Annotated in this window: 15 protein-coding genes; 9 read left to right on the forward strand and 6 right to left on the reverse strand. The window is 69.3% G+C overall.

Annotated features, from left to right (window positions below; all coding sequences use genetic code 11):
• Nucleotides 1-16: 16 nt before the first annotated feature.
• From J2S43_RS05030 to J2S43_RS05050, 5 genes are all read left to right on the forward strand, one after another.
• Nucleotides 17-1,636 (forward strand): B12-binding domain-containing radical SAM protein, encoded by a 1,620-nt coding sequence (locus J2S43_RS05030; RefSeq protein ID WP_306827376.1) that lies wholly within the window; start codon nucleotides 17-19, stop codon nucleotides 1,634-1,636.
• A gap of 582 nt (nucleotides 1,637-2,218) precedes the next feature.
• Nucleotides 2,219-2,647, forward strand: a complete 429-nt coding sequence (locus J2S43_RS05035; RefSeq protein ID WP_306827377.1) for a PHP domain-containing protein — start codon at nucleotides 2,219-2,221, stop codon at nucleotides 2,645-2,647.
• Between the two features lie 167 nt (nucleotides 2,648-2,814).
• On the forward strand, nucleotides 2,815-3,753 hold the full coding sequence (locus tag J2S43_RS05040; RefSeq protein WP_306827378.1) for a phosphotransferase: 939 nt from the start codon (nucleotides 2,815-2,817) through the stop codon (nucleotides 3,751-3,753).
• Between the two features lie 222 nt (nucleotides 3,754-3,975).
• Nucleotides 3,976-5,373: an IS1380 family transposase gene (locus J2S43_RS05045; protein WP_306827326.1), complete on the forward strand. Its 1,398-nt coding sequence runs from the start codon at nucleotides 3,976-3,978 to the stop codon at nucleotides 5,371-5,373.
• 298 nt (nucleotides 5,374-5,671) lie between these two features.
• Complete coding sequence (locus J2S43_RS05050; protein ID WP_306827379.1) at nucleotides 5,672-6,364, forward strand: ISAs1 family transposase; 693 nt, start codon at nucleotides 5,672-5,674, stop codon at nucleotides 6,362-6,364.
• Here the strand turns inward: J2S43_RS05050 and J2S43_RS05055 are convergent.
• The 5 genes from J2S43_RS05055 to J2S43_RS05075 all read right to left on the reverse strand — a co-directional run bounded on the left by J2S43_RS05055 (nucleotide 6,332) and on the right by J2S43_RS05075 (nucleotide 12,661).
• Nucleotides 6,332-7,825 (reverse strand): IS4 family transposase, encoded by a 1,494-nt coding sequence (locus J2S43_RS05055; RefSeq protein WP_306827308.1) that lies wholly within the window; start codon nucleotides 7,823-7,825, stop codon nucleotides 6,332-6,334. The genes J2S43_RS05050 and J2S43_RS05055 overlap by 33 nt on opposite strands.
• 227 nt (nucleotides 7,826-8,052) lie before the next feature.
• Nucleotides 8,053-9,231 (reverse strand): MFS transporter, encoded by a 1,179-nt coding sequence (locus tag J2S43_RS05060; protein ID WP_306827380.1) that lies wholly within the window; start codon nucleotides 9,229-9,231, stop codon nucleotides 8,053-8,055.
• Between the two features lie 83 nt (nucleotides 9,232-9,314).
• Entirely contained in the window at nucleotides 9,315-10,100 is a 786-nt protein-coding gene (locus tag J2S43_RS05065) for a hypothetical protein (protein ID WP_306827381.1), read from the reverse strand.
• Between the two features lie 346 nt (nucleotides 10,101-10,446).
• On the reverse strand, nucleotides 10,447-11,355 hold the full coding sequence (locus J2S43_RS05070; protein ID WP_306827382.1) for a S1 family peptidase: 909 nt from the start codon (nucleotides 11,353-11,355) through the stop codon (nucleotides 10,447-10,449).
• A 214-nt stretch (nucleotides 11,356-11,569) separates the two neighbouring features.
• Entirely contained in the window at nucleotides 11,570-12,661 is a 1,092-nt protein-coding gene (locus J2S43_RS05075) for a CPBP family intramembrane glutamic endopeptidase (RefSeq protein WP_306827383.1), read from the reverse strand.
• A gap of 337 nt (nucleotides 12,662-12,998) precedes the next feature.
• Between J2S43_RS05075 and J2S43_RS05080 the strand changes: the two genes are divergently transcribed.
• From J2S43_RS05080 to J2S43_RS05095, 4 genes are all read left to right on the forward strand, one after another.
• Nucleotides 12,999-13,379 (forward strand): hypothetical protein, encoded by a 381-nt coding sequence (locus J2S43_RS05080; protein ID WP_306827384.1) that lies wholly within the window; start codon nucleotides 12,999-13,001, stop codon nucleotides 13,377-13,379.
• Nucleotides 13,380-14,523: 1,144 nt separating this feature from the next.
• Nucleotides 14,524-16,440, forward strand: a complete 1,917-nt coding sequence (locus tag J2S43_RS05085) for an ABC transporter ATP-binding protein (protein WP_306827385.1) — start codon at nucleotides 14,524-14,526, stop codon at nucleotides 16,438-16,440.
• Nucleotides 16,441-16,667: 227 nt separating this feature from the next.
• Nucleotides 16,668-17,180 (forward strand): hypothetical protein, encoded by a 513-nt coding sequence (locus J2S43_RS05090; protein WP_306827386.1) that lies wholly within the window; start codon nucleotides 16,668-16,670, stop codon nucleotides 17,178-17,180.
• A gap of 703 nt (nucleotides 17,181-17,883) precedes the next feature.
• Nucleotides 17,884-18,486 carry an NUDIX domain-containing protein gene (locus tag J2S43_RS05095; RefSeq protein WP_306827387.1) on the forward strand — a complete coding sequence of 201 codons (603 nt, stop codon included), beginning with the start codon at nucleotides 17,884-17,886 and terminating at the stop codon, nucleotides 18,484-18,486.
• Here the strand turns inward: J2S43_RS05095 and J2S43_RS05100 are convergent.
• On the reverse strand, nucleotides 18,476-19,390 hold the full coding sequence (locus J2S43_RS05100; RefSeq protein WP_306827388.1) for a carbohydrate kinase family protein: 915 nt from the start codon (nucleotides 19,388-19,390) through the stop codon (nucleotides 18,476-18,478). The genes J2S43_RS05095 and J2S43_RS05100 overlap by 11 nt on opposite strands.
• Nucleotides 19,391-19,691: the final 301 nt, after the last annotated feature.

Consider the following 19,691-nt stretch of genomic DNA (forward strand, 5'->3'; position numbering starts at 1 on the left):
ACCGAGGAGAACCCCCATGTCCCGCACCCCGCATGTCCTGCTGCTGTCCGGCCTAGGCCCGACCTACTACGCGGCCAGCAGCATGACCGGAACCCTGCTCGACCCGGACTGCGCCGACCAGCTGAGCCGTGACTACTTCCACGGGCTCGCCCTCGACGATCTGCACTACCAGGGGCCGCAAGGGCCACGGCCGCTGCTGCGCCGGATGCACACCGGTGATCCGGGCGCCTACCTCCACCTGACCACCTGGACGCTGGAGTCAGTTCTCACCGCACACCACATCAACTACACGCTGGTCCCGCTGCCGCAAGTGTGGCCGAGCGGCACCCTGCCGAAAACCCCCGAGTGCGATCTGGTGCTGTTGTCGACCACGTTCATCTGGAACCGGTCATCACTGGCGCTGCTGCTAACCGCGATCCGGCAGGCTCACCCCGACGCGCCGATCGTGCTCGGAGGCCAGTACAGCAACCTGAAGGTCGATGAAATCCTGTCCGGCTTTCCGGAAGTGTTCGGCATCGTGCGCGGGGACGGTGAAGCCGCCGTCCCGGCTCTGGTCGACGCGGTCGCCGGCCTCGGCGATTTCCGGTCGGTACCGAATCTGATCTTCCGCGGCGGCGACACCCTGGCGCGCAACACCTTCGCGTACGTCGACCTCGACGCTCATCCATCCCCGGTCCTGCCCGGGCTGCGACCGGTCGTGCCCTACGAATCGATGCGCGGCTGCCCGTTCAGCTGCAAATTCTGCTCGTTCCCGTTCGCCAGCCCGCAGTGGCGGTACAAGTCCGCCGACAAGATCAGCAGTGATTGGCGCGTCTACGCCCGAGAGCACGGCACCGGACACATCCAGGCATACGACTCGACGTTCACCGTCCCGCCGCGACGTATGCGCGAGCTGTTCGACCTGCTGCCTGGCTCCGGCGTGACCTGGGAGGCATTCTCTCGGGCCAACGTGATCAAAACGGCGGTCACCGTGGAACAACTGCTGGCCAGCCACTGTACCCGGCTGTCGTTTGGGTTCGAGTCGATGAGCGACGATGTACTCACCCTGATGCACAAGCAGGTGACCGCGGGCGCGAACCGCCGAGCCGCGGAGCTGATGACCGCCGGTGGGCTGGACTTCCGTGCCGCGTTCATGGTCGGCTATCCGGGAGAGACGTCGGAACAGTACCGGCTGACCCACGACTATCTCGTACACGATTACCGGGGACAGTTTCTGCTGAACGTGTTCTCGCTGATGGACGAGACGATGCCGGTCTGGCAGGACGCCGAGGCGCTGGGTTTGCGTATCGACGACCCGGACAACCCGGATTTCGGGTGGACGCATCGCGGCATGGATGTGGCCTGCGCTCGGCAGTTGATGAGCTACACCCTCGAGCGGGTGCGCTGGTCAAGCGATCGCGCGATGCCGCTGACCTGGCAGCAGGAGTTCGAGCGGCCGTTACTGCCGCACGCCGGGCCCAACCAGAACCTCTGGGCCGAGAAACTCGTCGAACGTTTGGCAGCACTGCCGCTGCTCCACCCCGATCCGAGGGACGCACGGCCGGTGCTGAACCAACTACTCCAGCAGTTGCGGGGCATCGGCGTGGTCGTGCTGAAAGCTGGCCGCGAGGCGATGATGACGACGGCGGGTGCGTGACCGGCCGCCGCCGGTTCTGCTCACGACCTGGCGCGGGCGGGCTGATTCCGCTCGGCATCAGCCAGGATGCGTTCCCGACAGAGGTAGAGGTTGTCAGGCGAAACTGGGGTAGCTACGGATCCGGCTCACGGCTCGGCACTGACCGTGGAGGTGAGTCCCCGAGATGCTTCTGCCTGCGGACGGCCATGTGCGCAGCGAGTGGTCGTGGGACACCGCACCGGGAACATGGAACAAACGTGCGATCAAGTCGTTGCCCTTGGGTTGCTCGGGGTCGCCTTCACCGAACATCTGAATCGCACCGTGTGGCGATTGGATGCAGAGAATCGCCGTTCACTGCCGAAGTCATAGTTATCGCCGGGCCCGGAGGTGTCATGACGCCGCCGCCGTTTGGCGCCGTCGGATACTTGGCAGAGGTCGAACGGTGTCGGGATCGCTTCCCTCAGTTGTACATCCTGAGTGGATTAGAGCTGAGAGGGCCGCATTGCCAGCGCCGCCAAATCGACCAGATCCGGGCCGCCGGACGTTTCGATCGATTGCTCGGTTCTTTCGCACCTTGCCCAGCGAGGAAACATTCGCCGGGCCATGGAGCCTTTACTCGCGCCGAGCCGTTTACGATGTCGTGGCGATTACCTCGCGGGAATCGCCACGATTATTTCCACCAGCGAGGTCTTCGCCATCCTAGCTCGCATCGATTACTCGCTCCGCTACTGGTCTGCGAAAGTGGCCGTCCCCTTCGGCTTCACTCTGGTCGAGGACGAATTTCGCCACGCCTTGCGGCTAACGGCGAGCTCCGGACGGGCGCTAGAGGTCAACAGCCGCCTCCCGATGAACTCCGTCATCCTGGCCTGGTGGTGTGGCGAAGACGGTGACGCCGTCACGTTCGGTAGCGACGCTTGCCGTCCCCTCAAGTTCGGCCACGGCTTCTCCGACGCCGCGCGCATGGCAGGTACATGCGGTTTTCATGGCGGGAGTGCCCTGCGCGGCATGTGGGTCAGGCGCACGTATCTATAGTCAGGCCCCGGGAAGAATGATCTCCGGTGGCCATCCCAGGCAAGGCGTTCAAGATTGCCGAGACCACCCGTCAAGCCCGGGTTTGGTGGAGAGTCAGACGGTGTCCGTGACTAGGTCATCATCATCCCGTAGATCGACTCTGGCTGAGGCATGAGTACCATCGGTCCGTGTCGACCACGCTGACGGCCGAAGTCTCCGACGAACTCACCCGCGGTCTGAACCTCGTCCGGCGACACGCTGGCCTGCCCGACGGTGAAGCGCACCTCATGCGGTTCACGATCAACGCCGTGTACCGCATCGGCGACAGCGTCGTGCGCCTCGCACGAGGAGAAGCCGCCCTCCGACGCGCCGCCACCGTCGTGGCCGGCACTGCCCTGCTGCACCAGTACCACGTACCCAGCATCGAACTCGACAGTTACATCTCCCAGCCAATCGCCGTCGAAGACTGGGTTGCCACCGTCTGGCGCTACCAGCCGCATCCGCCTGGCAGGCCCGAGCCGGTCGACCTCGCTGCACCTCTTACCGCACTTCACGCGATCATCGAATTTCCAACTTTCCTGCCCCGCTGGTCCCCAGTTGCAAACGCCCGGCGGCGCCTAGCCCGGACTCTCACCCTGCCTGCTAAGGAGTTAGCCGCAACCCGTATATGGTCGGCCCTCCAAGTCGGAATGCCGCTCGACGACCTCATCGCTCACCTGCAGGCCCGCGCCGACGACCTTGAACGAAAGCTGCCTGCCACACGATGGGACCTCGCACCAGGAGTGATCCACGGCGACGCGCACGTGGGAAATCTGCTCGCAGATAGGCTATGCGACTTCGATTCACTGGCGATCGGCCCCCGAGAATGGGACCTTGTCCCTCTCGCTCACGGTGTTACCCGCTTCAGCGACGCGCTAGCCCTTTATGAGCAGTTCGTCGCCGCATACAACTATGATCTCCGCACGGCGCAGGCCTGGCCCTTGCTGCGCGAAATCCGTGATCTGCAACTGACCACCAGCGTGCTTGACAACCTCGCCGGGCGGCCGGAGGTGGCGAACACCCTGGCCCGCCGGTTGCGCACGTATCTCGACGGAAACGCCTCTGCAGCGTGGGCTCGTTATCGGTGACAGTACGCAGGTCTATCCATGCAGAATTGTCGTGCCGAAATAATCTCCTTGGCGAGTCGTATCCTCCTGTGCAGGTTCTGCGCAGGAGCAAACCCATCTAGCCTCGGCCCTTCGTTAAGGGCCTGTCCAAGGACTGGACAAAAACGAAGAAGTGCCTTCCGATCAGGGAAAATAGGACTTGTCGAGGGTCCAAAAGTTCCTGTCACGAAAGGCACTTGCAGGGTGCAGACTACCGCAACACGTCCGAAGATCATGGTGACCGGCGGCGGGCGGGGCGTGGTCGGTCACGCCGGCACCCGGCTGCTCACCGACCTGGCCGACGCGACCGGTCTGACCAGCGCGTTCAGTGATGCCCTCGCCGGGCTGCGGCAGCGGCAGCGCGGGCATGACCCGGGCCGGATAGCCGTCGACCTCGCGGTGATGCTCGCCGACGGCGGGAAGGCCATCGCGGACCTGGCGGTGCTGCGGGACCAGCAGGGGCTGTTCGGGCCGGTCGCGTCCGACCCGACCGCGTGGCGGCTGCTGTCCCGACTCGACGAGCCGGCCCTGGCCGTGCTCCGGGCCGCCCGCGCCCAGGCCCGCGAGGTCGCCTGGGCCCAGCACGCCGAGGCCCGCGGTGACCTGCCCCAACCGGCGGTCGCCGGCCGGCAGGTCGACGGGTTGGTCCTCGACATCGACGCGACCATCGTGGCCTGTCACTCGGAGAAGGAGTCGGCGACCCGGACCTGGAAGAAGACGTTCGGGTTCCATCCGCTGCTGTGTTTCCTGGACAACACCGGTGAAGCCCTCGCCGGTCTGCTGCGGGAGGGCCGGGCCGGGTCGAACACGACCGCCGATCACATCACCGTCCTGGACCAGGCCCTCGCCCAGATCCCCGACGCCGTCCGGCATGGGACCCCGCTCCTGCTGCGCTCGGACGCGGCCGGGTCCACGCACGGCTTCCTGGCCCACATCCGGTCGCTGCGGGAGCAGCACCACGACATCCGGTTCAGCGTCGGCGCCGCGATCACCGCACCCGTCCGGGAAGCGATCCTGGCCGCGACCGACTGGGTCCCGGCCATCGACACCGACGGTGACCTGCGCGACCACGCCGAGGTCTGCGAGATCACCGGCCTGCTCGACACCACCGGCTGGCCGGACGGCACCCGCTTCATCGTCCGCCGGGAACGCCCACACCCCGGCGCCCAACTGTCACTGTTCGACACCATCGAAGGCTGGCGGCATCAGATGGTCGCCACCGATACCCCACCCGGCAACGGCAGCATCCAGCACCTGGAAGCCCGCCACCGCGCCCACGCCCGGGTCGAGGACCGCATCCGGACCGGGAAGAACACCGGCTTCGGCCGATTCCCGTCCCGCCATTTTGCGATCAACCAGGCCTGGCTCGAACTCGCCCTGACCGGCATCGACCTCCTCGCCTGGACCCGCACCCTCCTCCTCGACGGCGACCTCGCCACCGCCGAACCCAAGAAACTGCGCTACCGGCTGCTACACGTCGCCGCCCGACTCACCCGCACCGCCCGCCGGACCCGCCTCGCCATCGCCGCCGACTGGCCCTGGACCGACGCCCTGACCAGCGCATTCAGCCGCCTCGCCGCACTACCCCGACCCACCGGCTGACCCGCAGCCCACGCCACGACCAGCAACACGGAGGAACCCGGCCAAGCGCCGGGCCCTCAACATGCCCCCAAAATATCGACAAACGGGCAAACCAGACTCATCGAGCAACGGCTATGGATTGACATCTAAGTGAAAGACCGAGGTTAGGAGCAGGTCTTCTCAAGGATCTGATCCACCCGGAGCTTCGTGGTGTTGCAGTGTGTCATTCCCGCTGTCGATCCGTCGTGTGTGCCGCCGGGCGGGGATGGGTCGTTCACGCATTCGTGTCATGGTCTGCTGGAGTTGATGCTGGCAGTCGATGACGGCCGGTCGTCGCAGGGGCCGGGATCATCCGGTCGCGGTCGTTCTCGCGCTGGCGACGGTGGCCGGGTCGAAGGGCTACACCGCGATGGCGGGCTCGGTCGAGGACGTCCCGGCAGAGGTCGTCGCGAGCCTGTATCTACGGGCCTCCGCCCGTCCGGCAGGGCGCCCGTCACGCTCGACGATCTGGCGGGTCTGCACCGACACCGACGCGGATGTTCTCGACGCCATGATCGCCGAATGGACCACCACCCAGACGTCCGCGGCAACGGGGACAGGAATGCAGCTACGCCTGGACGGCAAAACCGTCCGCGGCGCCGTCGATGCTGACGGCGGTCAACTGCATCTGCTGTCCGCTCTCGCCGGCCCGGCACAACCCGCCACGGCTGCCGTCATCGTCGCTCAGGCACCGACCGACGGTGCCAAGGGCAGCGAATCGGCCACCGCCCAGGCCATGCCGGAAACCCTTGACCTGCGCGGGCTCACCGTGACCGCAGATGCGTTACACACCGTCAAGGCCACCGGCAACCTGATCCACTCCTGCGGCGGCCAGTTCGTCCTGCCGGTGGAAGAGAACCGACAGGCACTGTTCGACGCGATCAACGCCCTGCCCTGGGCCGACACCCCGATCGCCCATCACAGCATCGACACCACTGACCTAAACTTTGGCCGTTTTGGTGGTTGTGGGTAGTTCTGGCGGGTTGATGGTTATCTCGTACGTGACGTTGCGGGTACGTTCTGTTTCACGTTGAGCGGGTGTTCGTGGTCCGCTGCGTTGTCGGTGGTGGCGTGTGAGGGGCTGGCTGGCGATAGCGGCGACCAGTGCGGTGGCCGGGTGGGGATCGTGGTGTCCGCAGTTGACGCAGGGGCCGCGGTCGGCGGCGAGCAGGTTGCGGGTCAGGGCGAGTACGGCGGTGAAGCTGATCGCGTCTGGGTCGATGTTCAGATCGGTTGCGGTGGTAACGGCGAGGCGTACGAGGGCGTTGTAGACCGTGAGCAGGGCCCAGAGTTCCTGGTAGGCCAGTTCTGGGGCCTGCCCGCGCAGGCGGGTGCCGGGCTCGCGGAGCGTGACCTTCAATCGTGCGTAGGTCAGTTCGATCTGCCAGCGTTCGGCATACAGTGCGGCGATCTGATCGGCGGGGTAGCGGTGGTGGTCGAGCAGGGTGGTCAACACCCGATACCGGCTGGTCTTGATCGGTCGGCCGCTGCGGTCGCGGCTGGTCACGGTGAACTCGACCAGCCGGGTGAGTACTGGTTGCAGCCGGGGCAGGCTCTTGTCGCCGCAGGTTTTGCGGCGCCGGGCGAGCATCTGGTCGGACTCGTGCAGCATCACCCGGGCGGAGGCGTCGGGCAGTGTCTTGTCCAGGCGGGCGGGCAGGCTCCGGGCGCCGTTCTTGACCCGCCACACCAGGTGCGCTCCGGTCGTGGACGCGCGGACCCAGCGGTCCATCGAGAAGAACCCGCGATCGGCCAGGTTGATCGTGCCCGGCCGCAGCTCGCTGATCAGCGAGTCGGCCAGGACCTGTTCGCTGACACCGGACGAGCCGATCCGGGCCGCTTGGATCCATCGGTTGCCGCAGGTCACCAGAGCGACCATCCGGGCCTGCGGGAACCGGCCTCCGGCCGGGGTGGTGAACCGCTCGCGCATCGCGGCCGTGTCGGCCAGGTCGAACACGGTGCCGTCGATCGCGGTCGCCAGCAGACCGAACGCGTACGACTCGGTTCCCGCCGGCGGCATATCGGCTGCGGCGGCGGCGAACAGTCGTTGCCACACCGCGGCCGGCACCCGGGCGCGAGCCTTGGACACCGCCGGCCCGCTCGGGGTGCCCTCTACCCGGACCCGCGGGATCGGTGCGGTAACCCGGGCGGTCACCACATCGACGCTTTCCCGGCGGAACAGGCACAATCCGAGCACGATCATCGCGGTGACCGCGCCGGTCAGCACCCGCCGGCGGCCATCGACATGCCCGGCCTCGGCCTGTGCCCGCTCGATCAGTTCCGGCTCCGCCAGGACCGGCCACAACCGGCCGGTCACCCGCTCGTCCAGCACGCCGAACCCGGCCGGGCCGGCGATCACCGCCGACCGCAACGCCTCCCGCTGATCAGCGGGCTGTCGCACCACGCCGGCGGACACCATGGCAGAATCGGCCACCGAAGCTCCTGGTTGGAACATGTTGATCTAGTCAATCCCATGTCCTATCAGGAGCTTCTTCATATCTCGCACCCGGCCCACCAGCGGCCGAAAAAGGACTATTGACCACCAAACGGTCTTGAGTTTAGGTCAGTGGTCCGCCGGCCCTGCCAGGGCGCGAGCCGAAACTTACGGCGAGCAGTTTCGTCCTGCAATGAAAGTCCTCGAAGGAGCGACCGCTGCCGGTGTTATTCGATTGGCGGCCGTTGGGTGCGGAGGAGAGCGGGGGCCAGGGCGGCGGTGGCGAGTGCGAGGAGCGCGGCGCTTGCCAGTGGCGGTGTGCGGAGGCTGGTGGTGGCGAGTGTGCCGCCGGCGAGGGCGGCGGCGGGTGCGGCGGCTGCGGTGATGGTCCGGCCCGTGGCGACGACGCGGCCGAGCAGGAGCGGTGGTGCGTGGGTCTGGCGCAGGCTGGTCAGGGTGTTGTTGGCCAGGGTGGCGCTGGCGCCGATCGCTGCCAGGGCTATGGCGGTGACCGCGGTCGAGATGGTCAGGCTCATCGTCGTCCAGGCGGTGGCTTGGATGACGCCGACCCCGAGGAGTAGGCCGCGGTCACCGGCCCGGGTGCGGACGTGATGGGCTAGTGGGGTCGCGGTGATCGCGCCGACGGCGAACGCGGCGATCAGGGCTCCGGCCTCGGCCGGGCTGAGACCGAGCGGGCCGGTGGCATACAGCGGGAGGATCGGCCAGGTGATGCTGTAGGCGACGGTGGAGGCGCCGGCCAGCAGCGTGGTGGTGCGCAGCAGCCGGTGGTGGGCCAGCCACCGTAGCCCGGCCACCATCGCCCACCGCTGGCGCACCGCACCGTCGGCCGGGCCGTGGTGACGGGGGAGCCCGGTAGCCAGCCCGGCTGCCGCGGCGCAGCAGCCGGCGGCCGCCGCGAACGCCGCGGCGGGCGCGGCGGCGACAATGGCGGCGCCGAGTAGCGGCCCGGCCAGCAGGTTGCCGCCGATGTCGATCGCGTGGACGCGGGCGTTGGCCAGGTCACGCGCGTCGTGGCCGCTGCGGGTGGTGAGGGGGACGGCGGTCTGCAGGGTGATCGCGTGCACGACGCGGCCGGAGGCGGTGATCAGGGCGGTGATGGCCAGCAGCGGCGGGGTGCCGTGACCGGCCAGCACGGCCACGGCTGTCGCAGCCAGGGCGGCGGCCCGGACGCCGGCCGCGATCTGCATGAGATGCCGGGCCGGCCACCGGTCGGCCCACATGCCGGCCAGCGGCTGTATCCCGACGGCGGGCAGCAGCCCCGCGGCGCCGACCAGGGCCGTGGCGGCCGGGTCGCGGGTTGCCACGGCGGTGGCCAGCGGCAGCGCGATCATGGCGATGCCGTCGCCCACCGCGCCCGCTGTCGCCACCGCGTACAGCATCGCCATCGCGGACATACGTTGCCCGGTTACCGGCCGCGGACGTGGCGCATAACCGTGGGTCGGTCGTGGCGGGGGGTTTTCGGGCGTGGTCACCAGCGGCCGGCCAGCGCGGTAGCGACGGCGGTCGCGGTGGCGGCGAGCAGCGAGCGGTAGAAGGCGGTCTTCGCACGGTTGAACCGCGTGAACTTTGCCCGGTCGGCAAGCGACAGCAGCGAGGTCTCCTGGACGGTCTCGTCCCGCTGCGCGACCAGGTCATCAGCCATCATGATCGTTCGGTGCAGCAGTGCTGTGGGAGGGAGCGCGTCGGCGAGGAAGCCGACGCCGGTGTCGACGGTGGCCTGCGTGACGTGGCCGAGGTGATAAAGGGTGAGGCCGATCAGCGCCGCCCAGAGGAGGGCCAGGGCGCGGGTGATGGGATGGGTCGGCGGCCCGTACTGGAACACCACGGCCAGCGCGCCGGTCAGCGTCGCCACGACGAGCGTCCCGAGAACTGCGGCTTTTTGCTCCGGCCGCGCGCTCTGTGCTCGCACGGCGGTCAGCCTCGGTGTGAGCCACTCGAGTTGGCGCTGTACCGCGGGATTCGGCTCGGCGAGGTCGCGCGCGGGGCCGCCGGGCTGCGCGCGCGGTGACCGGCGTGCTGCCGTGCGAGCGATGACCGCCGCAGCCACGACGACCACCGCCGCAACCGGTGCCACCCTCGCTGCCGTGACCTGCCTGACCGCCGTACGATCCGGCGTGGCCCTGGCCTGTACCCGTGGTGGTTGCGGCGCCGTCGCACGGGCGATGACGGCGAGGGCTGCGGCGCTGGCGACCAGCAGCCACAGCGGCGCCGATGTTCTGTGGCGGCCGGCGTCTGCCGGGTCTTGCTGCGGCATGGGTAAGGGCGTCCTTCCCGGGGGGTGCTGCATGTGCCTACCTGCCGGCCTCGGCGGCGGCGGGTGCGGTCCCTGACCGGTCAGGTGCCGGTGCGGTACGGGCCGCGGTGATGCGGGCGGCGAGGGGCGGGTGAGGTACCCGCTGTTGCCGCGCCACGCCCGCGTTCGCGCCCGGTCCGGGCGGTATGGCGCGCGTCGGCGGCGGTAGGAGCGGGTGGGGCCAGGCGCGACGCGCGTTCGACGGCCCTCAGCGTGTGATCGAGGCCGCAGGTGGGACCCGGCATGGATTGCCGGGTCCCACCGCTGATCGCGTGGCCTCAGGTCAGCAGGTGGTGTCGCAGCCTATTCACCGGTAGGACGGCAGTCCGGCCGGTGAGGTCGGCGTGGAGCGGTGCACGTCGGTGTGCTGGCCGGTGATGGTGTCGTTGATCCAGGGCCGGTAGTAGACGGCGCTGGTGTAGACGACCGGGCCGGTGCAGCCGACTGTGGTCTCGCGGGACGTGGTGCCGATCAGGTGCCAGATGCTCTTGCTGATCGTGGACCGTGTCATTGCGGGGCCGCCGGAGTCGCCGTTGCAGGCGGCGACGCCGGGCCGAGCGGGGTCGGCGACGCAGATCTCTCCGGCGTCGATGTCGGCCGCCGCGCATTCGGCCGGGTCGACGATGCGCAGGTCAGCCTCGGACATGTATCGCGGCGCGGTGATGTCGGGCGGTGGCGAGGCCGTGTAGCCCCAGCCGACGATTCGTGCCCGCTGCCCAGCCGTGGGCGGCTGCGAGCGCGCGATCGGTGGGAGCACGCTCGGCACGCTGTAGACCGGGTTCGCCAGCCACAGCACCGCGAGGTCGGCGTGGAGGTTACCGCCGGGCTGGAACCAGTCCCAGTCCTCGTGGGGGACGATCTTGGTTACGCCGGTCACCGGTTTCCCGGCGAGCCGGTCGATCGCATTCCATTGGATCTTGTAGCGGGACGGGTCCTTGGGCAGGCCGTCGGTGGTGGTCACGCAGTGCGCGGTGGTGATCGCGTGCCATGGGGTCCAGAGGGTGACGCCGCAGGTGTGGAACGACGCGTCGACGCCGCGCTGCACCTGCAGCGACCCGACACCGCGGTAGACCTGGGTGGCTGGGCGGCCACCGACGATCAACGGCTGCGGGTTCCCGCCTGAGGCGGAGGCCGGGGCCATCGCCGTGGGGCCGATCAACAGTGCCGCGGCCGTCATCGCGGCCGCGGCAAGTACCCGGGAGACTGTGTGCCTCAAGTGCAGATCCTTCCAATCGGTGTCGTCTGCCGCGGACGCGGCAGACGCCCGCCGCCATAACGGCGGCAAGGTCTTTGCGCATGCGCAGGGCCAGGGCCTACGGGCCTTGCCCGGCATGAGTTCTCCCCTTCTCGTGTCGGTGCGTGCCAGGGCGGCACGGACGCCGCCCGCGGGCAGCCGGTGGTCAACCGGTCGTCCGGTCCCCGGACGCCGGTCACGCTGGGGTGGCGGAGGGCAGGTTCCGGGCGGCAGTGCGGGCCGCTGTGCCCGGTGGTGCCCATGCCGGCGGGCCGCTGTGGTCGCGCCACTGGTGGACGGCCTTGGTCAGGACAGCGACGACCGCCATGTAGAAGGCGGTGGATGCCATCCACGCGGTGGGTGTGATCCAGTCGGCGGCTTGTTCGGCTGGCTGGACCGAGGATCTCAGCGGTGCCAGGCCACCGACGAGGATCTGCAAGCTGATGGCGGTGCCGTTGTGGACCACGTGTTTGGCGATGGCGGCTTCGAGACCGCCGGTGTGGACGGTCAGCCAGCCGAGCATGAGCCCGTAGACGAGCAGTCCTGCGCTGCCCGGCCCGGGACCGCTGCCGTGCAGCGCGGTCCAGGCGACCGCCTGGAAGATGATCGCCGGCCACGGGGAGGGGACACGGATCGTTTGCAGCAGCCAGCCGCGGGTCAGGTACTCCTCCGCCGCGCACTGGAACACGGTCACGGTCAGGATGATCAGCCCGCCGGTCAGCACCTGCGCCCACGGCTCCTGGCGTTCGGGGAGCGGGGTTTCGGCACCGGCGGGTATGCCGGACGGGAACCCCCACACCAGCACCATCAGCGTGCCGACGAACACGACCTGGGAGAGCAGCGCGGCGCCCAGGCACAACCCGAGCCACGGCCATCGCAGCCAGCCGGCGACCGAGGAGACGTTGCCCGGTCGGCGCCGCTCGATGCGCCGCGCGGCGAGCAGCACCACGGGCAGGTACATGGCGGTGCCGAAGAGACTGATCGTCAGGGCCGTCGCGCCGCCCAGGACCGGGAGCTGCTGGTGGGGCAGCGCCCGTTCGGCGATGTCGAGCAGGTCCGGGACAGCGACGTAGCCGACGGCGATGATGGCTACGGCTGCCGCGATCGTGCGCCACCAGCGCACCGGAAGACCGATCCGGTGATATGGCACCGGCGTGGGTCCAGGGAAATGCCGGAACGGGCTCACCGGCGCGAGCAGGTGCGGGCGCGGCTGGTCCTTGTCGCGGTGAGTGGTGGCACGCTGTGCCGTGGCGGTCGGGGGTGCTGAGGCGACCTCGTTGTCGGTCATGGTGGTCGGGAACTCCTGAAATCCTCGGAGGGCGCGAGCGATGACGGGCGGTCAGGCTGGTGGACTGTGGTGCGGGTGGTCGGGTTCGGGGCCTGCTGCCGGGCGGTGCCGGGCGGGCAGCCGGTCAGGTGCTGTACCGGGCCGGTGCCGGGCGACCGGATCGGTGCCCCCGTGAGGGCGCATCCGACCCGCCGGTGGAGCGCCACCAGGCCGGGCGCCGCCTCCAGGTGCGAGGACCGGCCGTGCGCGTCCAAGCGCTGGTGAGGGTGCGCCAGGAACGCGGTGCCGACGCCCCGGCCGCGGCGAGCGGCTGCGGCCGCCGTGCGGCCAGCACGTCGTGCAGCAATGGCAGGAGCGCGTGTCCCCGCACACTGTGCTGCTGCGGGACGCGGCCCTGCACGGACAGGGGCAGCGGTTGCGGTTGCGGCTGCGGCTGCGGCTGCGGCTGCGGCTGCGGCTGCGCGGAGGGTGTCCAGACCGCGGCGCCGTGTTCGCCGACCACATCGACCGTGCCGTACGCCAGCGCGTACTCCACGAGCGGACGCAGGCCGTGCCGGTCCACGCGTCACGCCTGTCAGCGCTGGATGCCGCCCAGGCGACGACCGGGCTGCACCGGACGATCGAGGCGAATAAGCCGGTTATCCAGGTGGTGTCGTTTTGGTCGGCGGGTCTCGGCGTGTTGGCGCGTAGCATGTCTCGGCGCGTGTCCTTCCTCTGATCAGGGCAGCGACCGGTGAGCAGATGTGCGACGGCTCCCACCTGGCGGACGCCGCTCTCGGCGAAGAGCTGGCCGGTGCGGCGCTATGACCGGGGCGATACCTGGTTTGGCGCGGATCGGTTGCGGTACGGGACGTTCGCCGCGTGCGTGCTGCGGACTACTGGCTCTGGAGCCCGCTGCGCCGACGAACAGCTCCACATAGTATACATAGAAGATGCAAGACACTATGTGTACTATGCGACAGCTGGTAGGGCTCATGGCAGGTGCCGCCGCGCTCCCGGCGGATAGGCGTCAGCCGGTAGCTGCCGCGCCTAAGCGTCAAGCCGGCCTCCGCGGTCCTCGGCCACATGCGTGCCCGCGCCCCGGATGCAAGTTCGACGCCGGTCAGCGGGCGTCCCCGAAACGAGGAGCAAGCATTGATCGTGGCGATACCGAGGTCACCCGGGCGCCATCAGTCGCCGACGGAGCGTGGGCGTGTACACCCTGGCGCCGCCCGCGGCCACCATCACGCCCCACGCTGCCTTGCGCGCCCAACCGCGGACAAGACCTACCGGTGAACGGCACCACCCAGGATTCGACGGCCGCCAACACCCGCCGCGGCCACGGCGCAACTACAAGCTCGCCGCGCCGCTGGCGGCGATCGGACTACGCCGGCTCGCGGTGCTCGACCGGCAGCTCACCGCCCGCCACCGCAACGCCGAGCGCGTCATGTCCCACACAAACGGTGCTGCAGCCCGAGGTCGCGACTTGAGCTGCGGAGGAACGTACCGCGCCCAGCCTGCCGGGTGCCGGACAACGCGCCCGCCATCACGGCGATTCAGCCGACCACCATGAGTGGCATGACGACACGGCCCGGTTCCGCCACGGCGCCACGGCACCACCGCGATCGGCCGTCATCACTTCGACGTACGGTGCCGTCGATCCGGACACGGCCTGAGCCACAGAACCGCTCATCCCGGCGACCAGCCGTGCGCGTCACGCCGAAGGAGGACCTTCGACAGCCGGTAATGGTGGTCGACCGCGCCGAACGTTCCACCGATGGGCCAATCTGCGGGCTGGCCACCAAGGAGATGAACGGGTGAGCACACCAACACGCGAAACATCAGTGCAGGGCAGGACTCCGTGGCAGTCAGGTACCGCGGACATGGAGTCGGTGTTACCGGAGCTGCGCGCGGCCGACTGGGAGGTCGGCATCCGCCGACGGGCGAAGACCGGGGTGCTCGGGGTGTTCGCCGAACTACCCGGTCTGATCCGCGAGGCGATGGGGATCAGCTGGCGCGCGGACCGCACCCGCACGCTCGTGGTGGTGGCCGTGACCCTGCTGGCCGGGGTCATGTCGATGTTCGGGTTGTTGTCGACGCAGCGCGTTCTGGTGGAGCTGTTCAGTGCTGCCCCGACCGCGGATCGGGTGCGCGCGGCGTTGCCGGCGCTGATCCTGCTGGCCGTGGTGACGATGGTGCGCGGCGCGCTGGGCATCGTGATGGGCTACGCGCAGAACGGCCTGACGCCCCGGGTCGTGCAGACCGCCGAGCGCCGCTTGTTCGAGGCGACCTCGCTGGTCGAGTTGGCGGCGTTCGACCAGGACGCGTTCTCCGATGACATGGAACGCGCGAGCCGCGGCCCGGACAGCGCGGCCACGCTGGTGCAGGAGAGCGCGAATGTGTTCGCTGGGGTGGTGAATCTGCTCGCGGTCGCGGTGGCGATCATCGTGATCAACCCGCTGCTGCTGTTCGCATTGCTGGTCGCCACGGTGCCTAACGGGTACGCGGCGTTGCGGGCCGGGCATCTGCGGTACGAGGAGTTCGTGGCCGGGTCGGTGCGCCGGCGCAGGCTGTGGGTTCTCGAGCGGCAGATGGCTCAGCGTGACGCGGCGCCGGAGCTGCGCAGCTACGGGCTGCGCGGGTTCCTGCTGGGCCAGTACGACCGGGTGATGCAGGCCCAGACCGACGTGGACCTGAACCTGGCCAGGCGGGTCACGACCACGACCAGCGTCGGCGCGGTGATCAGCGGCCTCGGCCTAGCCGGCGTGTGGGTGCTGCTGGGCCTGCTGCTGGCCGGCGGCCGGATCCCCCTGGCGGCGTCGGTGACCTGCGTCGTCGCGGTCCAGGTCACACAGCGGGCCCTGTCGGCGGTGACCTTCCAGCTCGACCGGGTGTTCACCCAGGGCCAGTTCCTGAAGGAGTACCTCGGCTTCCTGCAGCGAGCCACGGCCTACCTCCCCCCGACGCCCGCCGGAGTGCGACCGACACCGCAGGCGCTTGAGCGGCTGACCGTGCGCGGTGCCTGCTTGCGTTACCCTGACCGCGCCGACAACGCCGTCGACCAGGTCAGCCTGACGATCGAAGCCGGCCAGACAGTGGCGTTCGTCGGAGAGAACGGCTCCGGCAAGTCAACGCTCGCCGCGATGATCGCCGCGCTGCGCACACCCAGCGACGGGGTGATCGAGTGGAACGACCGGCCCCTGGCCGACTGGGACGCCGACGCTCTGCGTGCACGGATGGCCGTGGTCCTGCAGGAGCACCACCGGTGGCCGTACACGGCAGCGGCCAACATCGCGATGGGTGACCTGTCCGTCAAGCCGGGCCTGGACCGCATCGAGGCGGCGGCACGGCAGGCAGCCGCCCACGAGACGATCCTGACCCTGCCGCACGGCTACGAAACCCTGCTCGATCGCACCTTCAAAGACGGCCAAGACCTGTCCGGCGGGCAGTGGCAACGGATCACCGCCAGCCGTGGCTTCTACCGGGACGCGGACCTGCTCATCATGGACGAGCCGTCGTCGGCTTTGGATCCGCGCGTGGAGGACGCCCTGTTTCAATCCATCCGCAGCCGGCAGGGCACCCGCACGACGATCCTGATCACCCACCGGCTGGCCAACGTCATCCACGCCGACCGGATCTTCGTCCTGCACGACGGGCGCCTCGAAGAACAGGGCACCCACGCCGAGCTGGTCGCCGCCGACGGCCGGTACGCCGAACTCTTCACACTGCAAGCCGCGGGCTACCACAGCAGGACAGGTGGCAATGGCCGCGACGTCCAGCACGACGAAGCGCAGGACTGAGCGGGATGCGACCACTAGATCGCACAACTGCCTGGATGGCTGGCTGTCATCGGCTGGGCCGACGCCGGCCACCCGGTCACCGCCACCGCCGAGCCGACCGGATCACCCCTCGGCACCGCGGCGCGTGACGGGACCCACACCGGCATGTCCGGATCGGCTGCCTGCGCCGCGACGGCGTCCGCGGTGGCGTCCCAGTCCGGTAGGCCTCGCGTGCGTAGCCACGCTGATTGTGCGCGGATCACCGCGGCGATCGGCTCCTGGTCACCACGCTGCGCGACTACACCAGGCTCGTCGACGGGATTCACCGGACTCCGCAGGGCTGGCGGTACCCGACTCCCGCGCATCTGCTGCTCGCGCAGGGCCGCCTATTCACCCCCGGCCCGCTGCCTGCGGGTCTGCTCAAGATGCCTGGTCAGTTCTGCTTTCGCAATGCCGCCCTGGCCGCCCGGCGGCATGGCCTGCGCTACGCCGAGGGCATGGCGTCATTCGCTCTGGACAGCGGGTCGTTGCCGACCGCGCACGCCTGGTGCGTAGACGTCGACGGTACCGCCGTCGATCCGACCTGGCCTAAAGGGCATGGCGTCGCCTACCTGGGCATCGTGATCCCCGAATCACTGTGGCCCGGGAGCGACAACATCGGCGTGTTCGACGACCTCCATCGCAGCTCACCTGTTCTGCGAGGAGAACTCACGCCGCGCGATGGCGCCGACCACGGCCGGCCGGTACCCGTACCGTCCTAGCGTGCCGTGCCGGCGCCTCTTGGCACGCTGATGCTCGCCGGCCGGCGCCGAGCCGGCGAGTAATTCGGGCGCTACCGGTGCCCCGGCGTAACCGCCTTACCGAGCGCGAGGGGTGGCAGGCGGAGGAGTGTCTGGCTGCGGGCCCGGGGCGGTGTGCCGCTTGCTGAGCAGCGCGTCGGTGACTCGCCGGAACACCGCGAGGATGTTCATCTAATTAGCCATCCTGCGGTGCGACCGGCGATCAGTGGGTGCCGTGGCCCCGCAACGAACCGAGAGGGTCAGGTAGCGCCGACAAAGCAGCAGCGCGACCCCGCGCAGCCGTAGCAGCTCAGATCGTCTGAAGCGACCGGGCGAACCAACCGGACGCCGCTACCTTCACCAACCGGCGACAACGCGACCACCACGCCGTGCGCTGGCGCACGGCGTGCCGCTCCGGGCGCCCTCCGCGCCGTGTGAACGCGGCCGATGACCGTGCACCGGTGCGGACGAACGCGCGGGCCAGCCGGCCGCGAGCGTAGTGCGGCACCGTTCGGCCCGGCCTGCGACACGGCGGCGACTAACCCTCGGGAGGGACCGGCGTCCTTCCAACGGGATCAGACACCTCAACGCGGACACCGTGGCATCACCCAGCGCGGCTCGGAGCGCGGTAGGTTCTATCGCGGCGCGAGCCACTGTTTCATTGGTGAGACTCGAAAGGTTGAGGATGGTCGTCGACGAGGCCCTTCGTGACGCGATCCGGGATTTGGTCGCGGGCATTCGCCCGCTCGATGCGATCGAGACTTCTACGCAGGCGTCGGTGCTGGAGTGGATCGATTCGGGCGAGCCGCTGTTTCGGGAGCATGGCGCGGTCCCGCCGCGGCATCTTGCAGTGTTCTTCGCGCTCCTGGACGACGCTGGCGGCACGGTGATGCAGGTTGATCACGTCAAGGCCGGCAGGTGGGTGTTCGCCGGCGGCCACAACGACGGCGAGCTACCCGATGTGACTGTGGTGCGGGAAGCCAGCGAGGAACTGGGGGTGGCCGCCGAGTTTCATCCGGCGATCGGGCCGCTGCCGTTGTTCGTCACTGAGAGCCGGGTCGGTGCCGACGGCGATCCGATGGCGCACACCGACGTCACCTTGTGGTACGTGATCCGGGGGCAGGAGGGCATGCCGATCCAGCCGGACCTGCGCGAGTTCTCCGGTACCCGCTGGGTCCGGCTGGTTGACGTTGATCGGTGGGTGGGCGACTGCTTCGCCCCTGATCAGGTGAGCCGGTTCGTGACGAAGCTGTCCGGGGCGTTGGAGTCGGCGCGCGTCACGGTGTGAGCGCCGCCGCGACGTCGGCGTAGGTGGGCAGCGGGTCGCTGGTGGCCCGCGTGCACCACAGGCTGCCGGCCGCGCAGGCGAAGCGGAGCCGGGCGGCTATGGCCTGGCCGGTGTCCCAGGTGTGGATCAGTCCGGCGGAGAACGCCGCGCCGGCGCCCTGCGGCTGACGGACGTCGACCGCCAAGGCGGCGGCCCGCCACCTCTGGCCAGCGGCTGATTGCGCCCAGGCGCCGTGTCGTCCTGCGGTGACGATCACCAGGTCCGCCAGGTTCGCCGCCGCGAGCCGCCGGAGCAGGGCGTCCACGGCGTCCAGGTCGTGTTCGGGGCCGTTGGTTTGCAGGATGTCGGCCCGCCGCCGGGCCTGCACCGTTGCGCGCAGCCAGTCCGGCAGCGGAGAACCGCCGAGGTTGATCACGGTGCGGATGCCCGTTTGCAACGCCGCGTCCAGGATTGGCGCTGGGGCTTGGCCGAGGACTTCGTAGGCGTCGAGGTAGACCACGTCGGCCGAGGTCACGGCCTCGATGTCGACGCTGGCGAGTTCGTCGGCGATGCCGGCGAGATCGAACAGCCCGGTGCGGTTGCCGGCCGCGTCGCAGATGACGGTGTTGGTGCGGGTGGCGGCGGGGATCGGCGGCCCTGGCAGCAGCGGCAGGTCCCACTGGTGGAGCCGGGCGCGGACCGCCCGGCCGGCGGGGTCGTCGGCGACCTGGTTGGCGGCCAGTCGAACATCGTGGCCGAAGGCGCGTAGCGCTGCGGCGGTCAACGGGCCATCCGCGGCGAGGTAGTGGTCCTGGCTGACGATGCTGGCGCCGTAGTTGAGTTTCGGGTGCTCGACGACGTTGATCGTGTGAATGGCGGCTAGGTAGCTGACGCAGGACACCGTCAGTCGGGCCGGTGCGCTCACCGCGCCGCCTTGGTGGAAGGCGGGGCCAACGTCAGTACGCCGATCGCCGCGGCGTGGTCGCTGAGCTCGCGGGTGCGCGGTTCGTGGTCGTAGCGGAACTGGCGTAGCGCATCCCTCCGGAACTGACCACTGGAGAGCCGTGTGTCAGGGAAACCGACAAGCACGGTTCGGGAAGAGGCCGACGGAAAAGGACCCGCACCACGGGCACCTCGCTGGCGGTCCACTTCACTCGGGAAACGGCCCGGGAAAACGGACCAGCCTCACGGGCTGGCACCGCGTCGCGAGCCGACTTCACGGACCG

Source organism: Catenuloplanes nepalensis (genome assembly GCF_030811575.1).
GTDB lineage: Bacteria > Actinomycetota > Actinomycetes > Mycobacteriales > Micromonosporaceae > Catenuloplanes > Catenuloplanes nepalensis.